The organism is Shewanella sp. SM55 (assembly GCF_025654025.1).
In the GTDB taxonomy this organism is placed as follows: Bacteria; Pseudomonadota; Gammaproteobacteria; order Enterobacterales; family Shewanellaceae; genus Shewanella; species Shewanella oncorhynchi.
Genome location: NZ_JAKKRS010000002.1, coordinates 398697 through 417994 on the forward strand (window position 1 = coordinate 398697; position 19298 = coordinate 417994).

The 19298-nt window shown below is 47.2% G+C and carries 16 protein-coding genes; 8 read left to right on the plus strand and 8 right to left on the minus strand.

Annotated features, from left to right (window positions below; translation table 11 throughout):
* Positions 1–72 precede the first annotated feature (72 nt).
* The 3 genes from L5L91_RS05075 to L5L91_RS05085 all read left to right on the plus strand — a co-directional run bounded on the left by L5L91_RS05075 (position 73) and on the right by L5L91_RS05085 (position 3406).
* On the plus strand, positions 73–528 hold the full coding sequence (locus L5L91_RS05075; RefSeq protein WP_317630163.1) for an OsmC family peroxiredoxin: 456 nt from the start codon (positions 73–75) through the stop codon (positions 526–528).
* Between the two features lie 290 nt (positions 529–818).
* Complete coding sequence (locus L5L91_RS05080; RefSeq protein WP_263235805.1) at positions 819–1661, plus strand: PRC-barrel domain-containing protein; 843 nt, start codon at positions 819–821, stop codon at positions 1659–1661.
* Positions 1662–1693: 32 nt separating this feature from the next.
* On the plus strand, positions 1694–3406 hold the full coding sequence (locus L5L91_RS05085) for an FAD-dependent oxidoreductase (RefSeq protein ID WP_263235807.1): 1713 nt from the start codon (positions 1694–1696) through the stop codon (positions 3404–3406).
* Between the two features lie 502 nt (positions 3407–3908).
* On the opposite strand, the gene relA is transcribed toward L5L91_RS05085, so the two are convergent.
* Positions 3909–6116 (minus strand): GTP diphosphokinase, encoded by a 2208-nt coding sequence (gene relA, locus L5L91_RS05090; protein ID WP_028761378.1) that lies wholly within the window; start codon positions 6114–6116, stop codon positions 3909–3911.
* A 152-nt stretch (positions 6117–6268) separates the two neighbouring features.
* Complete coding sequence (gene rlmD, locus L5L91_RS05095) at positions 6269–7621, minus strand: 23S rRNA (uracil(1939)-C(5))-methyltransferase RlmD (protein WP_028761379.1); 1353 nt, start codon at positions 7619–7621, stop codon at positions 6269–6271.
* Between the two features lie 100 nt (positions 7622–7721).
* On the opposite strand from rlmD, the gene barA reads away from it, so the two are divergent.
* The 3 genes from barA (at position 7722) to L5L91_RS05110 (ending at position 11474) form a co-directional block, all read left to right on the plus strand.
* Positions 7722–10523, plus strand: coding sequence for a two-component sensor histidine kinase BarA (gene barA, locus L5L91_RS05100; protein ID WP_263235809.1), 2802 nt, complete (start codon positions 7722–7724; stop codon positions 10521–10523).
* On the plus strand, positions 10498–11097 hold the full coding sequence (locus L5L91_RS05105; RefSeq protein ID WP_028761381.1) for a YjaG family protein: 600 nt from the start codon (positions 10498–10500) through the stop codon (positions 11095–11097). The genes barA and L5L91_RS05105 overlap by 26 nt, the downstream gene beginning before the upstream one ends.
* A gap of 143 nt (positions 11098–11240) precedes the next feature.
* Positions 11241–11474 carry a DUF3319 domain-containing protein gene (locus L5L91_RS05110; protein WP_131523583.1) on the plus strand — a complete coding sequence of 78 codons (234 nt, stop codon included), beginning with the start codon at positions 11241–11243 and terminating at the stop codon, positions 11472–11474.
* Between the two features lie 36 nt (positions 11475–11510).
* Here L5L91_RS05110 and lldR read toward each other — a convergent pair whose 3' ends face one another.
* A complete protein-coding gene (lldR, locus tag L5L91_RS05115; protein ID WP_105251752.1) occupies positions 11511–12410 on the minus strand; it encodes a LysR family transcriptional regulator LldR in 900 nt (299 codons plus the stop codon).
* Positions 12411–12700: 290 nt separating this feature from the next.
* On the opposite strand from lldR, the gene L5L91_RS05120 reads away from it, so the two are divergent.
* Together L5L91_RS05120 and recN are read left to right on the plus strand one after the other, a co-directional pair.
* On the plus strand, positions 12701–13663 hold the full coding sequence (locus L5L91_RS05120) for an AEC family transporter (RefSeq protein WP_263235810.1): 963 nt from the start codon (positions 12701–12703) through the stop codon (positions 13661–13663).
* Between the two features lie 128 nt (positions 13664–13791).
* A complete protein-coding gene (gene recN, locus L5L91_RS05125; protein WP_263162017.1) occupies positions 13792–15450 on the plus strand; it encodes a DNA repair protein RecN in 1659 nt (552 codons plus the stop codon).
* Between the two features lie 153 nt (positions 15451–15603).
* On the opposite strand, the gene L5L91_RS05130 is transcribed toward recN, so the two are convergent.
* The 5 genes from L5L91_RS05130 to ribBA form a co-directional block, all read right to left on the minus strand.
* A complete protein-coding gene (locus L5L91_RS05130) occupies positions 15604–16098 on the minus strand; it encodes a phosphatidylglycerophosphatase A (RefSeq protein ID WP_263140216.1) in 495 nt (164 codons plus the stop codon).
* Between the two features lie 15 nt (positions 16099–16113).
* Positions 16114–17070 (minus strand): thiamine-phosphate kinase, encoded by a 957-nt coding sequence (thiL, locus tag L5L91_RS05135; protein ID WP_037392620.1) that lies wholly within the window; start codon positions 17068–17070, stop codon positions 16114–16116.
* 78 nt (positions 17071–17148) lie between these two features.
* Positions 17149–17553 (minus strand): transcription antitermination factor NusB, encoded by a 405-nt coding sequence (nusB, locus tag L5L91_RS05140; protein ID WP_006082638.1) that lies wholly within the window; start codon positions 17551–17553, stop codon positions 17149–17151.
* 11 nt (positions 17554–17564) lie between these two features.
* Positions 17565–18044 (minus strand): 6,7-dimethyl-8-ribityllumazine synthase, encoded by a 480-nt coding sequence (gene ribE / locus L5L91_RS05145; RefSeq protein ID WP_006082639.1) that lies wholly within the window; start codon positions 18042–18044, stop codon positions 17565–17567.
* 130 nt (positions 18045–18174) lie between these two features.
* Complete coding sequence (gene ribBA, locus L5L91_RS05150; protein ID WP_028761388.1) at positions 18175–19278, minus strand: bifunctional 3,4-dihydroxy-2-butanone-4-phosphate synthase/GTP cyclohydrolase II; 1104 nt, start codon at positions 19276–19278, stop codon at positions 18175–18177.
* Positions 19279–19298 lie beyond the last annotated feature (20 nt).

Here is a 19298-nt window from a genome sequence, read left to right on the forward strand (position 1 = left end):
TAGGTTGGCAATATAAGTCGTCTCAATTTGCCCAATCATTAGCGTCGAAAATGAAACCCTTCTTGAGCAATTTTGATATTTAGGAGACACACCATGATTGAAAAAATCGCAACTATCCAATGGCAAGGTCAAGGTAAGAAAGGCCAAGGTAAAATAAGTACCGAGACCGGTGCACTGAAGCAATATCCTTACGGCTTCGGTAGCCGCTTCGAGGATGACCGTCGTGGCACGAACCCTGAAGAGATACTAGCTGCCGCCCATGCCGCGTGTTTTACGATGGCGTTTTCATTCGCCTGCGACAAGGCAGGGTTTATCACCGCCAATATCGATACCAAGGCAAGTGTGCGTCTCGCTAAACAAGGCGAAGGTTTTGTTATAGACCGCATCGCGTTGACGATGAGCGCAGAGGTTGCGGGCATCGACGAAGCGAAATTCCAAGAGATTGCGGCTGCGGCAAAGTGTGACTGCCCAGTATCGAAGGCCCTTGCTGGTGTTGAAGAGATTACCCTGCAAGCGACACTGAAATAACTCATCTCCTGAGACACGGTATCAGCCAGCGCTATGTGGCTAAGCTGTACTAACACCAGCCGCCAGATCTGCCGCTAAAATTCATTTTTTAATTGGCGGTCAGTGTGTTCACGCACCCACTAATAGTTTGGATTTGGCTGCGAACTCGGCGACTTAGGCATCTGGCAGTTCGTCACTTCCATAAAAATGATACTGACGTTAGATAGCGTACGGACAGCGTCGCCGCTTTTGCATACTACATAGGTATATCGACCCTCTAGGAAAACAAACATTCGAAGGAGACAGTGCTTATGTTACGCACAGTTAAGAATATGGAGGACTATGTCATCAGTGCTACAGATGGCAACATTGGTCATGTTAAAGATGTCTATTTCGATGACGAAACTTGGTGCATTCGCTATCTCGTTGTTGACACTGGCACTTGGCTTTCCAGTAGAAAAGTACTGATTTCGCCTATCTCGATAGGCCAAGCTAATTGGGTGGACAAACTGCTGCCCGTCTCTATCACAAAAGTTCAAGTCGAGAACAGCCCCGACATCAGCACCCAAAAACCTGTCTCTCGACAGCAAGAAATTCGCTTACTTGAGTACTACGGCTATCCCTATTATTGGGGCGGTGACGGGATGTGGGGCGGGGGTGTGTATCCGAATATGATGTTAACGGGCTATGTCGGCTTAGCGTCTCCACCTGATGTCGAACATCCAGAAGTGGCTAAGACTAATGCACAAACTAAAGCCGAGCAACACCAAGATGACGACATTCATCTGCGTAGTTGTCAGGCAGTAATCGACTACCGCATTCATGCGACCGATGGTGACATTGGCCACATACAGGACCTGCTTATCGATGAAGAAACTTGGGCCATTCGATACCTGATAGTGAATACGAGTAACTGGTGGCTAGGTCATCAAGTGCTGATTCCTGCTGATTGGATCGAAGATGTGAGTTGGCCCGATGCCAAGGCGTCTGTCAATCTGACACGACAGGCAGTGAAAGACGCTCCGCCGTATAACCCAACGGTGCCAGTGGACCGTAAGACAGAAATGCATATTTACCATCATTATGGTCGCCCCAGTTATTGGCTGGATGACAAGAAACATGAAAGCATAAAATCCCCCCTAAAAGCACGTTAGACACAAACGACGATCATGTTAAGAGGTGCTAAATGTTAGTTGAAGCTATCTCTAAATCCACAGAATCATCTACAGAAGCGAAAAGTGTCGCTATTTTTGGTAGTGGTATTGCCGGGCTAACGGCAGCGCATGAATTTGCAAAACTTGGGTATAAAGTGAAGATATTCGAGGCGAATGCGGATGCAGGTGGTTTTTTTAGAAGTGCCAGAAGAAAAGAAGATCAGGGTATGCCTTCTGAATACTCTTGGCATGGAATGGGCCCTTGGTATAACAATTTTTTCGAACTCATCAAGGAGATCCCCTTTGATGAGCATTCCAGTCTCTATGACAACATTCTTTCTCGGCCAGTCGTATTCGGCTTGGCGCCTAACTCAGGTTCGGCTCACTTTGGTGACTCTCACTCCAGCAATGTCGATTTGGAGAACCTGTTTAGTATGACGACCAAAGAAAAATGGCTTTGGTGTTGGCTGATGGGAAAAGCATGGTGTTCAAATACGCGAAGTAGCCAAAAGTACAGCAACATCAACGCTAAAGAAGCTTGGCGACCTTATTTAGCAGCTTCAACACTGAGTACCTGGAGTTCCACTTTTGGCCCTTGGGTGGGCTCTGACTGGTGTCATGTTTCTTTCCATCATGTGGCGCATTTTTTCCGTAAGCAATTGGTCACTAAGTATTGCTATCGTCATCAAGCAGACAGTGAAGGCGGGTCATGGGAACACAAGGCCCGTACGGGATGGCTGCTTCTGAACGGGCCCAGCAGTGAGGTTTGGTTTGATAAGTGGGTCGATGACCTGAAGCAAAAGCAGGTTGAGTTTTATTGGCAGACCCCACTTCATCGTTTGAGTTTTGAAAATAACCGCATAACAGCAGCAGAACTGGACAATGGCGAAACCGTTCAGGCCGATATCTATGTCCTCGCACTGAATCCCTTTTCTGCGGCAGATATTCTAGACAGAACCCCGCTTCTTCAAAATCAACCGCAACTCAATCTTTTTAAATCCTTGGTACAACAGGGGCCGCATACCCAAGTGTCCTTTAGAATTGGCTTCAAAGAAAAAATGTCTTGGCCGCGAAAGCGATGCGCGCTGGTTATTTCAGACTCCGCTTTTAACCTGACACTTTTTGCTCAGGAACAAGCGTGGGGAGAGTCGAGTTATCTGGGAGAAGAGATCCAATCACTGTGGACTGTCACCGCTTATGTTTCAACAACCCTAGGCCCAGTTCATGGCCTTTGTTTGGAACAATGCACTGAGGAGCAATTCCTTGATGAAGTGTTATTTCAATTAAAGCAGTGTGATGCCCTAGATGAACTGGTGAAAAAGGCTAACGGCGGCAAAAGCTGGCAAGATTTTTCCATTGTAAAAATCAAAGTTTGGCATGAATGGGCGTTTTCTCCCGAAGGCATAACATCGGCGCAGCCCAAATGGGTGAATTCGACCCACACCCAGCAATATATGCCACAACAAAAGACATCAATATCCAACCTTGTTCTAGCAGGCGCTCACACCCAAACGACGGCGGATGTGTGGAGCATTGAGGCCGCGGTCGAGAGTGGCAAGCTTGCGGTAAAGGTTTTTGAGCCGCAACTTCAGGTCATTCCACAGTCGAACTTTCTGGTGTTGACCATCCTTGGGAAAATTGATGATGTGCTTTATTACTTCAAACTGCCTAACGTGTTGGATGTTGGCTTGGTATTAATAGTTTTGTTATCTGTGAGCGCCATCGCCTTTGGGATTGCCGGATAAAGCCTTGCTTATGTAAAAGACAAATAAAGCAGGGTGTATGAATGACCATGAGGAGAATGCTGGCTGACAAGGTAGAAGTGAATTGCCCAACAGCGATTCCTGACGTGGATTGGGCCATCCTCATCACCTTTTTCTGCTTGTGGACATGACGATCTATGCGTCATCTCCAAAATCAAGTGGGTGCAAGGAGTCCCTTTCTTAATTACTTTGGTTCACTCGAAATATTCGCCCTCCATAGCTCGTTCATAAGCTTAGAATCACTAGGCTTCTATCCACAGTGTCGGAGAGTGAATGCCATGGCACACCTGTATGGGTGATGTCAGGCTAACACTAAGAACACCGCAGCTGAACTAACAAGTCATGCAGCTCAATTTCCATAAAAAATAAGCCAAATGAAAAGGCGGCAGGTGAAATTCACCCTGCCGCCCTAATCCTTAATTACTTTCTTTCTAGCTTCTAGATGGCTTCTAGATACTTACTGCTTCGAAAGGCGTTGCAAAACCTAAAGTCGTCTTGCCTCGATCACACTATCGACTTGGGTCAGTTTCGATAACACTCGCGATAAACCATCGAGGTTATAAAGCTCCAGTTCCAACTCAATCGCGGCGGTCTGGTTTTTAGTATCCGATGACGAACTCATGGCCAGTACATTGGATTTTTCGGCCGCCAGCACTGAGGTTAAGTCGCGCAATAAACCACTGCGATCGTGCGCTAATACCCGCAGACGCATGCGATAACCGCCGGAGTAATTTTCGCCCCAGACCACATCGACACCGCGCTCTGGGTGAACCCGCATTAACTCTTTAACTTGTTCACAATCAGCGCGATGCACAGAAATGCCACGGCCCTTAGTGATAAAACCTAAGATCTCATCGCCGGGAACTGGCTGACAACAACGGGCGATATGGTTAAGCAAGTTACCCACACCGTTGACTTCAACCTGACCACGGCCACTGGAGGTCGGCTTATGTTGGCCTTTCTTGACTAATTCTTCGACGGCATCTTCTTCTGACACTTCGTCGAGTCGCAGACGGCTTTGAATATGGTTAACCACTTGATGCAGACGCACATCACCGCCGCCAATTGCCGCCAGTAAGTCATCCATGCTCGCCATATTAAAGCGCTCGACCGCAATGGCCGCGTCTTTAATTTTAAGGCTCACCCGCGCCAGTTCGGATTCGAGCATTTCTTTGCCGGCGACAATATTCTTGTCTCTGTCCTGCTGCTTAAACCAATGCTGAATTTTCGAACGCGCCCGCGAGGTACGGATATAACCTAAGTTAGGGTTAAGCCAGTCACGCTTAGGGTTGGGCTGTTTCGAGGTGATGATCTCGATACGCTCGCCCGTTTCAACCTGATAGGTGAACGGCACAATACGGCCATCGACCTTAGCACCAATACATTTATGTCCCACTTGGGAGTGAATGTAATAGGCAAAGTCGAGCACGGTTGAGCCCAGTGGCAAGTCGACAACTTCACCGCTTGGGGTGAACACATAGACTCTGTCTTCAAACACTTGGCTGCGCACTTCTTCGACCAAGTTGCCACTTTCGACCACGTCTTCCTGCCATTGCAGAATTTTACGCAGCCAGTTAATTTTTTCTTCGTAGCCGCTTTGCTTACCGGAATGATTGCCTTCTTTGTATTTCCAGTGCGCGGCCACACCCAGCTCTGCATCTTCATGCATGTCTTGGGTACGAATTTGAATTTCAACGGTTTTGCCCTCAGGCCCCACCACCACCGTATGAATCGATTGATAACCGTTAGGTTTTGGGTTAGCGACATAGTCGTCAAATTCCCGAGGAATATGGTGCCAAAGCGTATGCACCACACCTAACGCGCCATAACAATCCTGCAGACGTTCAGTCACGATACGCACGGCGCGCACGTCAAACAACTCATCAAATTTGAGGTGCTTGCCCTTCATCTTGCGCCAAATACTGTAGATATGTTTCGGCCGGCCGTAGACCTTAGCGCGAATTTGATCTTCATCTAATCTTTGTTGCAACTGACTGACAAACTTGTCGATAAAAACTTCACGATCCAGTCGTTTGCCATCTAATTGCTTAGCAATGTCTTTATAGGTATCTGGATGCAGGTAGCGGAAAGAAATATCTTCCAGCTCCCACTTTAATTGACCAATACCCAAACGGTTAGCCAGCGGCGCGTAAATATCGGCAATTTCACGGGCCAGCAGCACGCGAGTTTCTTCGTCGGCATTTTTCACCGCCCGTAGTAAACACACACGCTCGGCAAGCTTAATCACCACAGCGCGCACATCTTCAACCATAGCCAATAACATGCGGCGGATATTGTCGATTTGCGGCTCGGTTGAACGACTATTAGGATTGATTTTCAAGGCGCCAATCGCGTTCATGGTCACGACACTCGCGACTAAACGCGCCAGCGGCTCACCAAATTTCTCTTGGATGGCTTCTTCGGTCAATAACCCAGCATCGAGCACCACAAACAAAATTGCCGCCTGCAGGGTTTCAATGTCCATGTTTAGCGGTGCGAGGATTTCGATCATCTCTCGAGCACGTTCGAGCAGTTCTCTCTTCGCCGCAGGACTCTTGGCTGGTAAGGCGTCAATCTGCCCTATCAAAGAGAGCAGCATCTGCGCTTCATCGGCATGACCGACATAGCGAGCTACCCAATCTTCTAAGTGAAAATCGGGATCATTAAAGTGCGCTTCGCGAACAGAGACCATCTAATTTATTTCCTTATCCGTGCTCAGAGAGAAAGTGGGCACCACTTCAGCTCTCCTATCTTCAGCATTGGCGCGAACTTGTCAAACCCAACCGACGTAATAATCACATTTTTTACGTTATTCAAACGCTTTGCTTACTTTGCCAGCGCAAATTACTTGGTTAATTCAAACAGTGCCATGGCTTCGATATGGTGTGTTTGTGGGAACATGTCGATAAGTCCCAATTGCTGTAATCGGTAACCGCGCTCTAACAGTACAGCGCTATCGCGAGCCAAGCTCGCAGGATTACAAGATACATACACGACTTTGCGCGGCTTCATTTTCTTTAGCCATTGCAAGCTTTCAAATGCCCCCGCACGAGCGGGATCAAGCAGTAATTTATCAATCTTGCCCATCCAAGGCTCAAGGGATAAATCCGCACTTAAATCGCCGTGGTAAAAGGTCAGTTTATCCAGATTGTTAGCTTTCGCGTTCACCCGTGCCTGAGTCACCATTTCGGCAACCCCTTCGACGCCAATCACATCCGCGCCCATTTTCGCTAAGGGCAAACTGAAATTACCCATGCCGCAGAACAAATCCAAAATGCGCTCATCAGGTGCTGGCGCTAACCAATCCATCGCTTGAGCGACCATGGCCTTGTTAATCTGTCCGTTCACTTGCACAAAGTTACCAGGGGTGAAACTTAAGCTCACCGCATCCGACTGCGCATTTTCATCTAGCAATTGATAAACAGGTAACACTAACTCAGCGCCGACGCCTTGGAATTGCCCTTCGTTGTCCTGCAGACAAATATGGATCTGATGCAGCTCAGCAAAGACTGACAACTTAGCGAGATCTTTATCGTTTAGCGCCTTAGTGATACGCAGCACAGCGAAGTGACCATTATCGGCGGCAATTAACTCAAGATGACCTAAGCTGGCTTTAGCCGACAATTGGTTCAGCAACTTAGCAAAGGGTACGATCAAGTCCGATAACGGCTTAGCTAACACCAGACATTGACTGATTGGCACCACATTACTGCTACTGGCGGCGCGAAAGCCTAAACTTAAGTGCTTGGTATTTTTATCAAATAAAGTTGCAAGACGGGCGCGGCGACGATAATGCCAACCTTCCCCCGTGAGTGCGGGCGATAAAGCACCGCCTTCAGTGCCAGCAAACTTAGCCATAATATCCAGCAACGCGGCTTCTTTATGCTCACGCTGACCCGATAATGACATATGCTGTAAGTCGCAGCCGCCGCAGGTGTGGTAGTGTGGACACTCAGGCTCGACGCGCTCAGGACTTGATGAATCGACTTTAATCAACTTGGCACGGGCATAATTTTTCTTTTGCTCGGTGAGCTGTACCGTCACGGTTTCATCGGGCAAAGCGCCAGGGATAAACACGACTTTACCTTGATGTTGTGCTATACCAGCACCTAAGTGATCGAGCTGTTCTACGCTCAGCGATAACTTAGCCGACAACTGTTTGGAACTATTTGGTTTTGCTTTAAAAAATTGCGCCATTTCGGCCTCTAAATCAATAAAATACTGGCAAAGACCGCCCTCTTTCTGGCAGTCTTATAAAATTATCTTAGTCTCTGTCACAGGAAACACCGCCGCTGCTATGAACCCTGTCAACAACATGACCAAATACAGCCTACGTTCTTGGGTTCTTGTGCTGGCGCTCGCGCCAACAATCTTGGTCGGTATCCTTCTGGGCAGCTACTTTACCATAAACCGTTTTTATGAGCTCGAAGATACGCTCGTCGAACAGGGCAGCAATATTATAGAGCCCCTGTCGATTGCCAGTGAGATCGGCTTAGTGGCGAATGATCGCGAGGCGACCAAACGCTTACTCGCGGCGGCGCAGCTCAACAAATCCACCTTAGTAAAATCCATCGCGATTTTCGATGCTAATAATCAACTCTTTGTGACCTCCCACTATCACAAAGACTTTGAGATTATGCGCTACAAAGAAGCCCTCAACACGCTGCATAAAACCGAAATTGAACATGTGGACGACAGCCTTATTTTACGGACGCCCATTTTTGCCACAGGCCCCATTGCTGCTCCCGCTAATTACGATATCCAGACAGATGATGGTCATCTTTTAGGTTATATCTCGATAATAATCAATAAAGAACGCGCCTTGTTAGAGCAACATAGAGCCGCAGTCGCCGCCTTTATTATCGTGTTGATCGGCGTGCAGTTAAACCTGCTATTTACTTTCCGGCTAGTGAAAAACGTCACTCAGCCCATTACTGAAATGGTGCGCGTCGTCGCTAAAATCCGTGAAGGTAAATTAGACGCCCGCTTAGATGGCAACTTGATTGGTGAGCTGGACTTACTCAAACGCGGCATCAATGCCATGGCAGGTTCGTTGTCAGAATACCATGATGAGATGCAGCAAAATATCGACCAAGCAACGTCGGATCTGCGGGAAACCTTAGAGCAGATTGAAATCCAAAACGTCGAGCTGGATTTAGCTAAAAAACGCGCCCTAGAAGCCAGCCGAATTAAATCTGAATTCTTAGCGAATATGTCCCACGAGTTACGTACGCCACTCAATGGTGTTATCGGTTTTGCGCGGCAATTAGTCAAAACACCATTGCATTCGAGCCAAGTCGATTACATCAAGACCATAGAACGCAGCGCCACTAACCTGCTGGGTATCATCAACGACATTCTCGACTTTTCTAAACTCGAAGCCGGTAAAATGGTGTTAGAAAACATGCCCTTCGGCCTTAGGGAAACCATAAGCGATACTATTACCTTGATCTCCGGCAGCGCCCAGGCCAAAGGCCTAGAACTCGTCGTCGATATCGCCCCCAACGTGCCCGACAATGTCAATGGCGATGCCATGCGCGTATGCCAAATCATCAATAACTTGGTTGGTAACGCGATTAAATTCACTGACTCTGGCAGCGTGATGGTCAAAATCGAACTGCAGAGCCAGTCGGATGAACAAGTGGTACTGCGCTGTGATGTGGTCGACACAGGTATTGGTATCGATGAAAGCCAACAGGACTTTTTATTCCAAGCCTTTGGCCAAGCAGACTCGTCGATTTCGCGCCGCTTTGGTGGCACCGGCTTAGGTTTAGTGATCACTAAACGTTTAGTGAATCAAATGGGCGGCCAAATCGGCTTTACTTCATCCCCAGAAAAAGGCTCAAACTTCTGGTTCAGTTTGCCGCTCGGCTTAGGTCAATTCCAAATCGGTGACTCACTGCCGCTCGAAAAACTCAAAGACAAAACTATACTGTTTTACGAACCGCGAGTACTCACCCACGCAGTATTAAGCCGCCAATTGAATCAATGGGATACAAAAGTCACCCATCATCAGCATATCCCAAGCTTGTTGACTACGCTCACCACGGCTGAAGCGCCATACGACTATGTTCTCTTGAGTTGCCATGGGTTTAGCGATTCAGCACAACTGGTAAGTACACTAAACTTAGCGAAGACCAAAACAGATTGCCTTATAGTGCTATACGATTGTCAAGAACAGGATGCCTTAACCCAATTTATTCGCCCGAATGCCGATGTGGTCTTGTCTCTGCCCGTCAGTGAGCATCAGCTTGCGCGCAACTTACTCTATCCACCGATGGAGTACGACATCATAGCCCCTGCGACAATATCCACACCGGTAGCTCGCCAATCCTTAACCGTGCTAGCGGTAGATGATAACTTTGCCAACTTAAAACTGATTGATACTTTACTCAGCGAATTAGTGACGACTGTGGTTGCCGTCAACTGCGGTGATGAGGCAGTTAAACAGGCGAAGACTCGCACCTTCGACTTGATCTTTATGGATATCCAAATGCCTGGCACAGATGGCATTAGCGCCACGAAGCAAATTCGCCAAGGCTCGATGAACCGCAACACGCCGATAATTGCCGTGACAGCCCATGCCATTGCCGAAGAACGCGAACTGATTTTAGGCAGTGGTATGGACGGATATTTACCTAAACCTATTGATGAAGCGGCGCTCAAAGACATTATTCATCGCTGGATCACTCGACCTAAGTTCACCCATTTTGACCTGCATACGCTGAACTGGGATTTATGCTTAACCCAAGCCAATCACAAGGCCGATCTCGCCTTAGATATGCTCAGAATGTTGCTCGACTCATTGCCGCAAACCGTGGCGACGATTCAAACGGCGCTAAGTCAAAACGATCACCCAATCATGCTCAGTACTATCCATAAGCTGCATGGTGCGAGCTGCTACTGCGGCGTGCCAACAACCCAAAGGTTATGCCAAGAAATTGAATCGGCACTAAAACGTGAAACATCGGTTGAAGATCTCGAACCCGAAATACTAGAGTTACTTGATGAGTTAACTAAGGTAGAATCTGCGGCAAATCAAGTGATATCACAGCTATCAGCGGAAATAACAGATGACCAAAAAAACGGGCTTCTTTAAACGTCTCAAGGCGTTAACACTGCCACAAAAACAACTCTTTGCCACTGCACTTTGCCAACGTATGTTGCCCAACTATCAACTGTTTTCCGAAGTCTGTGAGTTTGGCGATCCTACTGTGTTGAGTACCGCATTAGAACTGTTGTGGCAATCCCAGTACGACTCCAAGCTCAAATTCAATGTCGATGTGCATCTGCAACGCCTGGAAGATAACACCCCAGATCCTGCTGATTTTGAAGCCTATGGCGTCTATCCTGCCATGGATGCTGTGGTCGCCATATCGACCTTACTGGGTGCGATTCAAGGCAAAATTGAAGAAGACATAGTCAATATCAGCAAATTATCATCCAGCACAGTGGCTAACTACATCGAAGCGATCAGCGATGTCGATTTGGTGGATGAAGCATTAGATGATTTCGTTTTCGCCCATGAAGTCATGGAAGAAGAGAAAGAATTACAAAATTCTCTGCTGGAAATTATTGAAGAAAATCCGAAGATCACAGCGGAACTGGTCAAAGGCTTACGCAAAGACATTATCGAAGCTGGCGTATCAAATATCGGTATCAGCGTCGCTTAATTGATGGGGGTGCTTGGGGTTACTCAAGCACCTATTATCCATGCAGAATAAGAAAGGGATCATCGTTTTACACCCTCACCAACGAATCCCGTCAAAGATATCCAGTTGCTATAAATAGCATCAATAAAGATTGAGTTATTCCAATGAGAAAGATTGTTTATCAAGGATTTATCTTAACCAATAGCGAAGGACGAACCGACAGTTGGAAACTGACCATCAAAGATCAACAGCGTATCGGTTCTTTATTTGAACTACGGCGTTTAGTGGGATACTTCTTAGAACTCGGCATACTGCCCGCGACACGCTCCAGCCTGCAAGACGCAAAACAAACTCAAAACACCATGAGCAAAAACACCGTAAAACCTAAAAGACGCTAAAAATCAGTTCCCTTATTAAAGAATAACTCGGTTAAATCAACGCATAGAGAATAACTCTGGCGCCTTTGACTGCATAAACTCAATAAAGACTCTTACCTTTAGCGGCTGCTGGCTGCGCTGATGATATAAAATCGAAATTCGCCTCTGTTCGCCAATCCATTCAGGCAGTAATACTTTGAGTTTTCCCTCTTTAATCTGCTGTTTTACAAATAGTTCAGGACCATACAAGATCCCGCCATGGCCTAAGGTCGCCTGAATCGCTCCGTGTAAATCCGTGAGGGTGAGCTTAGTCGGGCCATTAAAATAAAAAGACTCGCCGCTTGGATGCTTTAAATGCCAATTAAACAGCGGCCAGACTTTTATCAGTTGATGGGCTTCAAGATCATCGGGATGCTCAAGTTTAGGTGCCTGAGCCAAATATTCTGGTGTGGCAAACAGGCAATAGTCGAGCTCGCCTAAGGTACTCGACACCCAAGAAGAATCAGGCTGAGCACCGCCAACAATCGCCACATCTATGCCTTTGTCGATCAAATCCACTAACTCATTACTCTGGGAAATGTGCAAACGGATATCAGGATACAAACGGCCAAACTCATTCAATGCTTGAATAAACACAATGGAAATAATCGAAATCGGCGCGGCGATGCGCAAAGTTCCCTCGGGTTTATCACTGCCTAAACCACTTAGTTCATCAAATTGAGCAACCACACTCTGGTAGCGTTGAAAGAGCGCCAGCCCTTCCTCTGTCAGTCGCAACTTGCGGGTGCTGCGCATAAAAAGCTGTTTATCGAGCTTCTCTTCCAACTTCGCTAACTTGCGGCTCACAGTGGCGATGGGCATATCGAGCTCTTTCGCCGCCTGCGAAAAACTGCCCGCATTGACTAAATGCACAAAAAGATAGACAAGTTGTAGTTCAGCGCCTAAATCATCACTCATTGCATATCCTAATTTCACATATTGGGTATTGACGTTAAAACGCTAAATTCACTAAGTGATTGTGTTTTAAACATTGAATTATTCACTTATACGACCATAGCGCAATAGCCTTAGATTGAAATGGTATGTTATTTTGTGGCGAGTTTTACTGCGCTGGCGCTAAATCTGGCTCTAAAGTGACATAAAAAGAAGCAAGTGCTGTAACTCTGGCCACCAAGAATCATAGCAACAGTAAAATGACGACGGTGGGCGAGTTTATTCAAATTTAATCGTAAGGATGAGTGAGGGAAATGACCATTTTAACCCCTCTGTTTGCCGTCTTCGGGATCATGTTGCTCGGTACACTAGTGCAAAAACTAAAACTCTTGCCCGTCGATACGGATCAAGTGCTAAACCAATATGTCTACTATATTGCGTTCCCTGCGATCATGCTTATCGCCCTCGCCCAGCAGCCGATTGACGAGATTTTGCAATGGGGATTTATTGCAGGCTACAGCACAGCTATGGTAATCACTTATCTTGTCTGCCTTGGGCTATCGCTGATCGCTAACCCTAAACAGCATGCGGTTGCCGCTATTCGAGCCCTCAATGCCACCTTTGGTAATACGGCATTTATTGGTATTCCACTGCTCATCATCCTCTTTCCGCAGCAACAAAGTGCCTTAGTCGCCGCCGCGATTGCCAGCTTATTATCCGTGCTGATGTTTGCCGTCGCCTTAGTCTCGATGGAACTGGCCACTAACACCCAAAGACAACACCACGCCTTAGTCATAATGGCGATGGCGGTAGGTAAAAACCCTATCGTTATTGGTAGCTTAATTGGCGTCGGCATTTCGGCGCTAGAGATAAAACTGCCGTCAGGGCTGGCGCTAATGATCCAGCAAATAGGCAATACCTCAAGCCCCTGCGCCCTATTTGCTATCGGCATGGTACTCGCCAAAGCAATGCGCTACCAGAAAGATAGCAGCGTATTTAGCCCCAAGAATTTTATCGAATTGAGCCTTATCAACCTCTTCAAGCTGGCTATCCAACCGACACTCGTCTACTTTATGCTTAAGCGTTTTGGCGTAAATGGTGACTACCTGATCATGGGCGTGATCTTGAGCGCACTGCCCACCGCGGCTAGCGTGTACTTACTTGCCCAGCGTTATAACACTCAGGCTTCTACCAGTGCTCAAGGCATTCTATTTGGCACCTTAGTCACTTTCTTCAGTTTACCTATCTTAGAAAGCTTAGTAAGAACCTATGCATAATCAGTTAATTAAAAATATTTACTGCCACTAATGCCGATTATTCACCCAAGCCACTTTACTGTATATAAAATCAGTATATACTGTTTATCAATACAGTGGTTTGGTATGTTTTTCGACAGGAATTCACTATGCTTTGCCAACTCAGCATTAATAACTTCGCTATCGTCCGTTTTTTAGAACTGGATTTTCGCCCCGGTATGACCAGCATCACAGGTGAAACCGGTGCAGGTAAATCGATTGCCATCGATGCGCTAGGCCTATGCCTAGGCAATCGCGCCGATGCCAGCAGTGTTCGTCCCGGAGCCAATAAAACCGAGGTCAGCGCCCGCTTTTCCTTGGATGATATTCCACTGGCAAAACGTTGGTTAGAAGATAACGATCTTGAACTCGATGATGAGTGCATTCTACGTCGGACTATTGGTAGCGATGGCCGTTCACGCGCCTACATCAATGGGAATCCAGTGCCGCTGACGCAGCTAAAATTACTGGGTCAGTTGCTTATCGGTATTCACGGTCAACATGCGCACCATGCAATGTTAAAAAGTGAACATCAACTCACCCTGCTCGACAGTTATGCCAACCACAGATTGCTTATAGATACGGTTGCCGCTAGCTTTCAACGCTGCAAGCAAATTGAGGCCGATCTAAAACAACTCGAAGCCTCCCAGCATGAACGTATTGCCCGTAAGCAATTAGTGCAATATCAAGTAGAAGAACTCGATGAGTTTGATCTTAAAGTTGATGAGTTCGATGAGATTGAGCAAGAGCACAAACGTCTGGCTAATGGCACTGAGTTGATTGATACCTGTCAGGCGAGCTTAGATATACTCACAGAGGGCGAAGAGAACAATATAGAGTCGCTACTCAACCGAGTCGTTTCCCTCGCCGAAGATCTGCAAAGCTACGATCCCGCATTAAGCAATATCAACACTATGCTCAATGATGCCTTAATCCAAGTGCAAGAAAGTGCAGGCGAATTACAGCACTATTTGAGTAAACTTGAACTCGATCCAACCCACTTTGCCTATTTAGAAGAACGGCTATCAAAAGCCATGCAACTGGCGCGTAAGCATCATGTTAGCCCGAATAAACTGGCCGAGCATCATTTAGCATTAAAGGCTGAGCTAAGCACCTTAGACAGTGATGAAAGTAAACTTGAAGAAATTCAGATTCAAGTCGAGGCAAGTAGAGCCGCTTATCTTAGCAATGCGCAAAAGCTCAGCCAAAGCCGTGCCCGCTATGCTAAAGAACTCGACAAACTGGTGACTCAGTCAATCCACGAACTGAATATGCCTAAGGGTAAATTTACGATCGAAGTCAATTTCCACCCCGAGCAAATGTCAGCCAATGGCAGTGACAATATCGAATTTATGGTAACCACTAACCCTGGCCAACCTTTGCAACCGATTTCGAAAGTCGCGTCTGGCGGTGAGCTCTCACGGATAGGGCTAGGGATCCAAGTGATTACCGCGAAGAAAGTTGCCACACCGACATTAATTTTCGATGAGGTGGATGTCGGGATTTCCGGCCCCACCGCAGCAGTGGTGGGCCGCATGTTACGCAGCTTAGGGGAATCGACCCAAGTACTGTGCGTGACTCACTTGCCGCAAGTTGCGGGCAATGGTCATCAACACATGTTCGTCGATAAATTTAATAAGGCAGGCAGTACTGAGACCACAATGAAATCGCTCGATCGTGAGCAGCGTATCCAAGAGCTTGCAAGACTGTTAGGTGGCGATACTATCACCAGCAATACCCTCGCGAACGCAAGGGAACTGCTGCAATAGTAGTATGGTTTAGATAACGAATGAGGTAGCTAAACGCTTGAATCTACACACTCTAGATCACAAGCTAAGGGGCCATATCAAAAACTAAGGGTTAGTTGTTGGAGATGTTAACTAACATGCCGGGTTAACTATCATGTTAGGTTAACGATAATGTTAGCTAACACACCAGACTAGCCCTTGCAGACAAATAAATGAAAACACGCCCGCTAACACATCGTCAATCATAATGCCAAAGCCACCATGAACTTTGGCATCGAGCCATCGAATAGGCCAAGGTTTGATGATGTCGAAAAAGCGAAATAGACCAAAGCCGACTAACAACCAACCCCAACCTGCTGGTGCCGCTATCATAGTGATCAGTAGCCCAACCACTTCATCCCACACAATCGCACCGTGATCGTGTACCCCCATATCTTGAGCGGCTTTACCGCAGATATAAAATCCCGCAAATGCGCTCAATAAAGTTAAGCCGATATACCAAGTGAGCGGTAATGGCGCCATCAATAAATAGAGGGGAATGGCTGCTAAGGTACCGAAAGTACCAGGCGCTTTAGCGGCGAGTCCGCTACCAAAACCGAGTGCCAAAAAGTGGACAGGATTTTTTAATGACAGGCGCGTTAGCACCTGATCCTTTGACAACCATTTCATTAACATGCTCTTCGCTTAAAAATGCTCGAAACCGTGATACGGCGGCGTAAACGGCTCACCATTGAGTTGCAACTTGAGCTTACTGCCTGCACAAATTTGTCCTACGCGAACAAACTTTGCTCCTGCATGGCTTAATGCCGTCTCAAGCGCGCCTTTTTGCGCCTCAGGAACGGTGAACAGCAGTTCATAATCTTCGCCCCCAGTTAGCGCATAACCTAAGGCATGCTCCTCGCTGACGGTATCTTGCATCGCGCGTGAAAGCGGGATGCAATTAACGTCCACCACAGCACCGACTGCCGAAGCCTTAAGCACATGACCGATATCCGAGATAAACCCGTCGGAAAGGTCGATAGCACTGGAGGCAAGCGAACGCAAAGCTTGGCCCGCTAAAACTCTTGGTGTTGGACGATAATGGCGATTAATCAGGAATTCTTTATGCTCGGCTCTAGCCTGTTGCGCGCCTCGAATGATATCCAGACCTAAGGCCGAATCTCCGAGCGTGCCCGTGACATAAATCCAATCACCCGCTTTAGCACCATGACGAGTGAGTGCCTTACCCTGTGGGACTTGGCCGTGCACTGTGATATTAATCGCCCGTGGGCCACGAGTCGTATCGCCGCCAATTAAGGCGATGCCATAGTAATCGGCCGCTTCAAATAAACCTTCGCTAAAACCACTGAGCCAAGTTTCATCGACTTCGGGTAGCGTCAAGGCAAGCGTCATCCACGCGGGTTCAGCGCCCATGGCAGCCAGATCAGATAAATTTACCGCTAAAGCTTTGTAACCTAAGGCAGCGGGAGGCATATCGGGGAAGAAATGGACATTTTCGACTAAGGTGTCACAGGAGATAGCAATCGACTTGTTTTCTGCAGGTTGCACTAAAGCGCAATCGTCACCGATGCCAAGCTTCACATCACGGCGAGTGGGGCCGCGGTTGCTAAAATAACATTCAATTAATTGGAATTCTTTCACTGTACAGTTTGGCACGACTTACATCGGCCACCTTTGTTAGCAATGAAAAACGGTATCCTAAGATACCGTTTGTCTTTATTACTTGCGTGCAACCAGTTTGTCGAGCAGTCCGTTCACAAACTTATGACTCTCGTCCGCACCGAAAGCTTTTGCCAACTCAATCGCTTCGTTAATCGCGACCTTATATGGCACATCTTTACGGAAAGTCAGCTCATAGGTCGCTAAACGAACTATGGCTTTCTCTACTGGAGACACTTCATCAATCGGGCGTTCCAGATGCGGGATGATCAGCTCATCCAATTGGGTTTTCTTCGTTGCAACGCCTGAAAATAGCTCACGAAAATAAGCTACATCAACACCGTCGAGACTTTGTTCAGTTAAAAACTCATGCTCGACATCGGCAATATTATTCCCGCTTAGTTGCCATGAATAAATGGCTTGAACGGCTAAACGGCGGGCCTTGCGGCGCTCAGAAGGCTTCATTATTTTTCCTACTATAACAACTGTTGTTCAAGTTCTTGCAGAACATTGACCATTTCAAGCAGGCTTAGAGCAGCTTCGCCGCCTTTGTTACCCGCTTTGGTACCTGAACGTTCAATCGCTTGTTCAATGGTATCAGTGGTCAAAACACCGAAAGCAACAGGCAGATCAAATTCTAAAGCAACTTGAGCTAGACCTTTATTACATTCGCCTGCAACAAAATCAAAATGAGGAGTACCACCACGGATCACCGCACCTAATGCGATAATACCGTCGAATTTACCACTGGCAGCTACGCGACGCGCAGCTAGCGGCAACTCAACCGCACCTGGTACACGGACAACAGTGATATTGTCGTCGCTGACTTGGCCAAAACGTTTCAGCGTGTCAAGTGCACCTTCAAGCAAGCTCTCAACTAAAAAGCTGTTGAAACGCGAAATTACAATCGCAACTTTGGCATTTTTCGCTTCGATATTACCTTGAACTACGTTCATTATCTTACCTAATTTAGCTAAAGCACCCAGCTCGGGGCGAAAAGTGGCGACATGATATCACAGCCAATTGCCCAGAGCCCTATGCAAATTATCAGAAATTGTTAATTTTACTTCAGTGTAACTTTGGGTTTCAGTCCGCCACATACTCAGTCACTTCAAGGCCAAAGCCTGAAAGTGAGTGGTAGCGTTTAGGCGAGCTGAGCAGGCGCATCTTAGTCACACCAAGGCTGGCGAGAATTTGCGAACCCACACCCACACGGCGCGACGTCCCCTGCCATTTTGCAGAAGCAGGCGCTTGGCCTTGATCTTCAGCTTCAAAGGCTTTCACCTTAGAAAGGATTTCACAGGGATGTTCTTGATTACCGAGTAAAACCAATACACCACCTTCTGCAGAAATACGCTCCATCGCCTTTTCGAGTGGCCAGCTGCGTTGCTGATCGCGCTCTGAGTGGAGTAAATCGTTGAAGGTATTTTGCAAATGCACGCGCACCAAACAATCTTCTTTCACCTCACCTTTGACTAAGGCAAAGTGCAGTTGATTGTCGATAGTGTCTCTGAAGGTCACCATGTCGAACTCACCGAAACGGGTCGGTAATTTGCATTTAGCTTCACGCACAACCGTGGTTTCTTTGGTGTTGCGATACTCGATTAAAGCCGCGATAGTGCCGATTTTGATGCCATGCAACTCGGAGAAAATCTCCAAATCTGGGCGACGTGCCATAGTGCCGTCTTCGTTCAAAATTTCAACGATAACGCCCGATGGCTCAAGTCCCGCAAGACGGGCTAAATCACAGCCAGCTTCAGTGTGGCCTGCGCGGGTTAATACGCCGCCGTCCTGTGCCATTAACGGGAAGATATGCCCTGGTTGCACTAAATCAGACGCTTTAGCCTCTTTAGCCACAGCCGCTTTCACCGTTACAGCGCGATCGTGGGCCGAAATACCGGTAGTCACACCTTCCGCCGCTTCAATAGAAACCGTAAAGTTAGTCGAGAACTGGGCGTTATTATTCGTCACCATTAAAGGCAAGTTTAACTGCTGGCAACGGGCTTTAGTCATGGTCTGGCAAATCAGCCCACGGCCATATTTCGCCATAAAGTTAATCGCTTCTGGCGTGACCATTTCGGCCGCCATGATCAAATCACCTTCGTTTTCTCTGTCTTCGTCATCCATCAAAATAACCATTTTGCCTTGACGAATATCTTCGATGATCTCTTCTATACTGTGCAGCGCCATTGTAGGACCTTATGATTTTG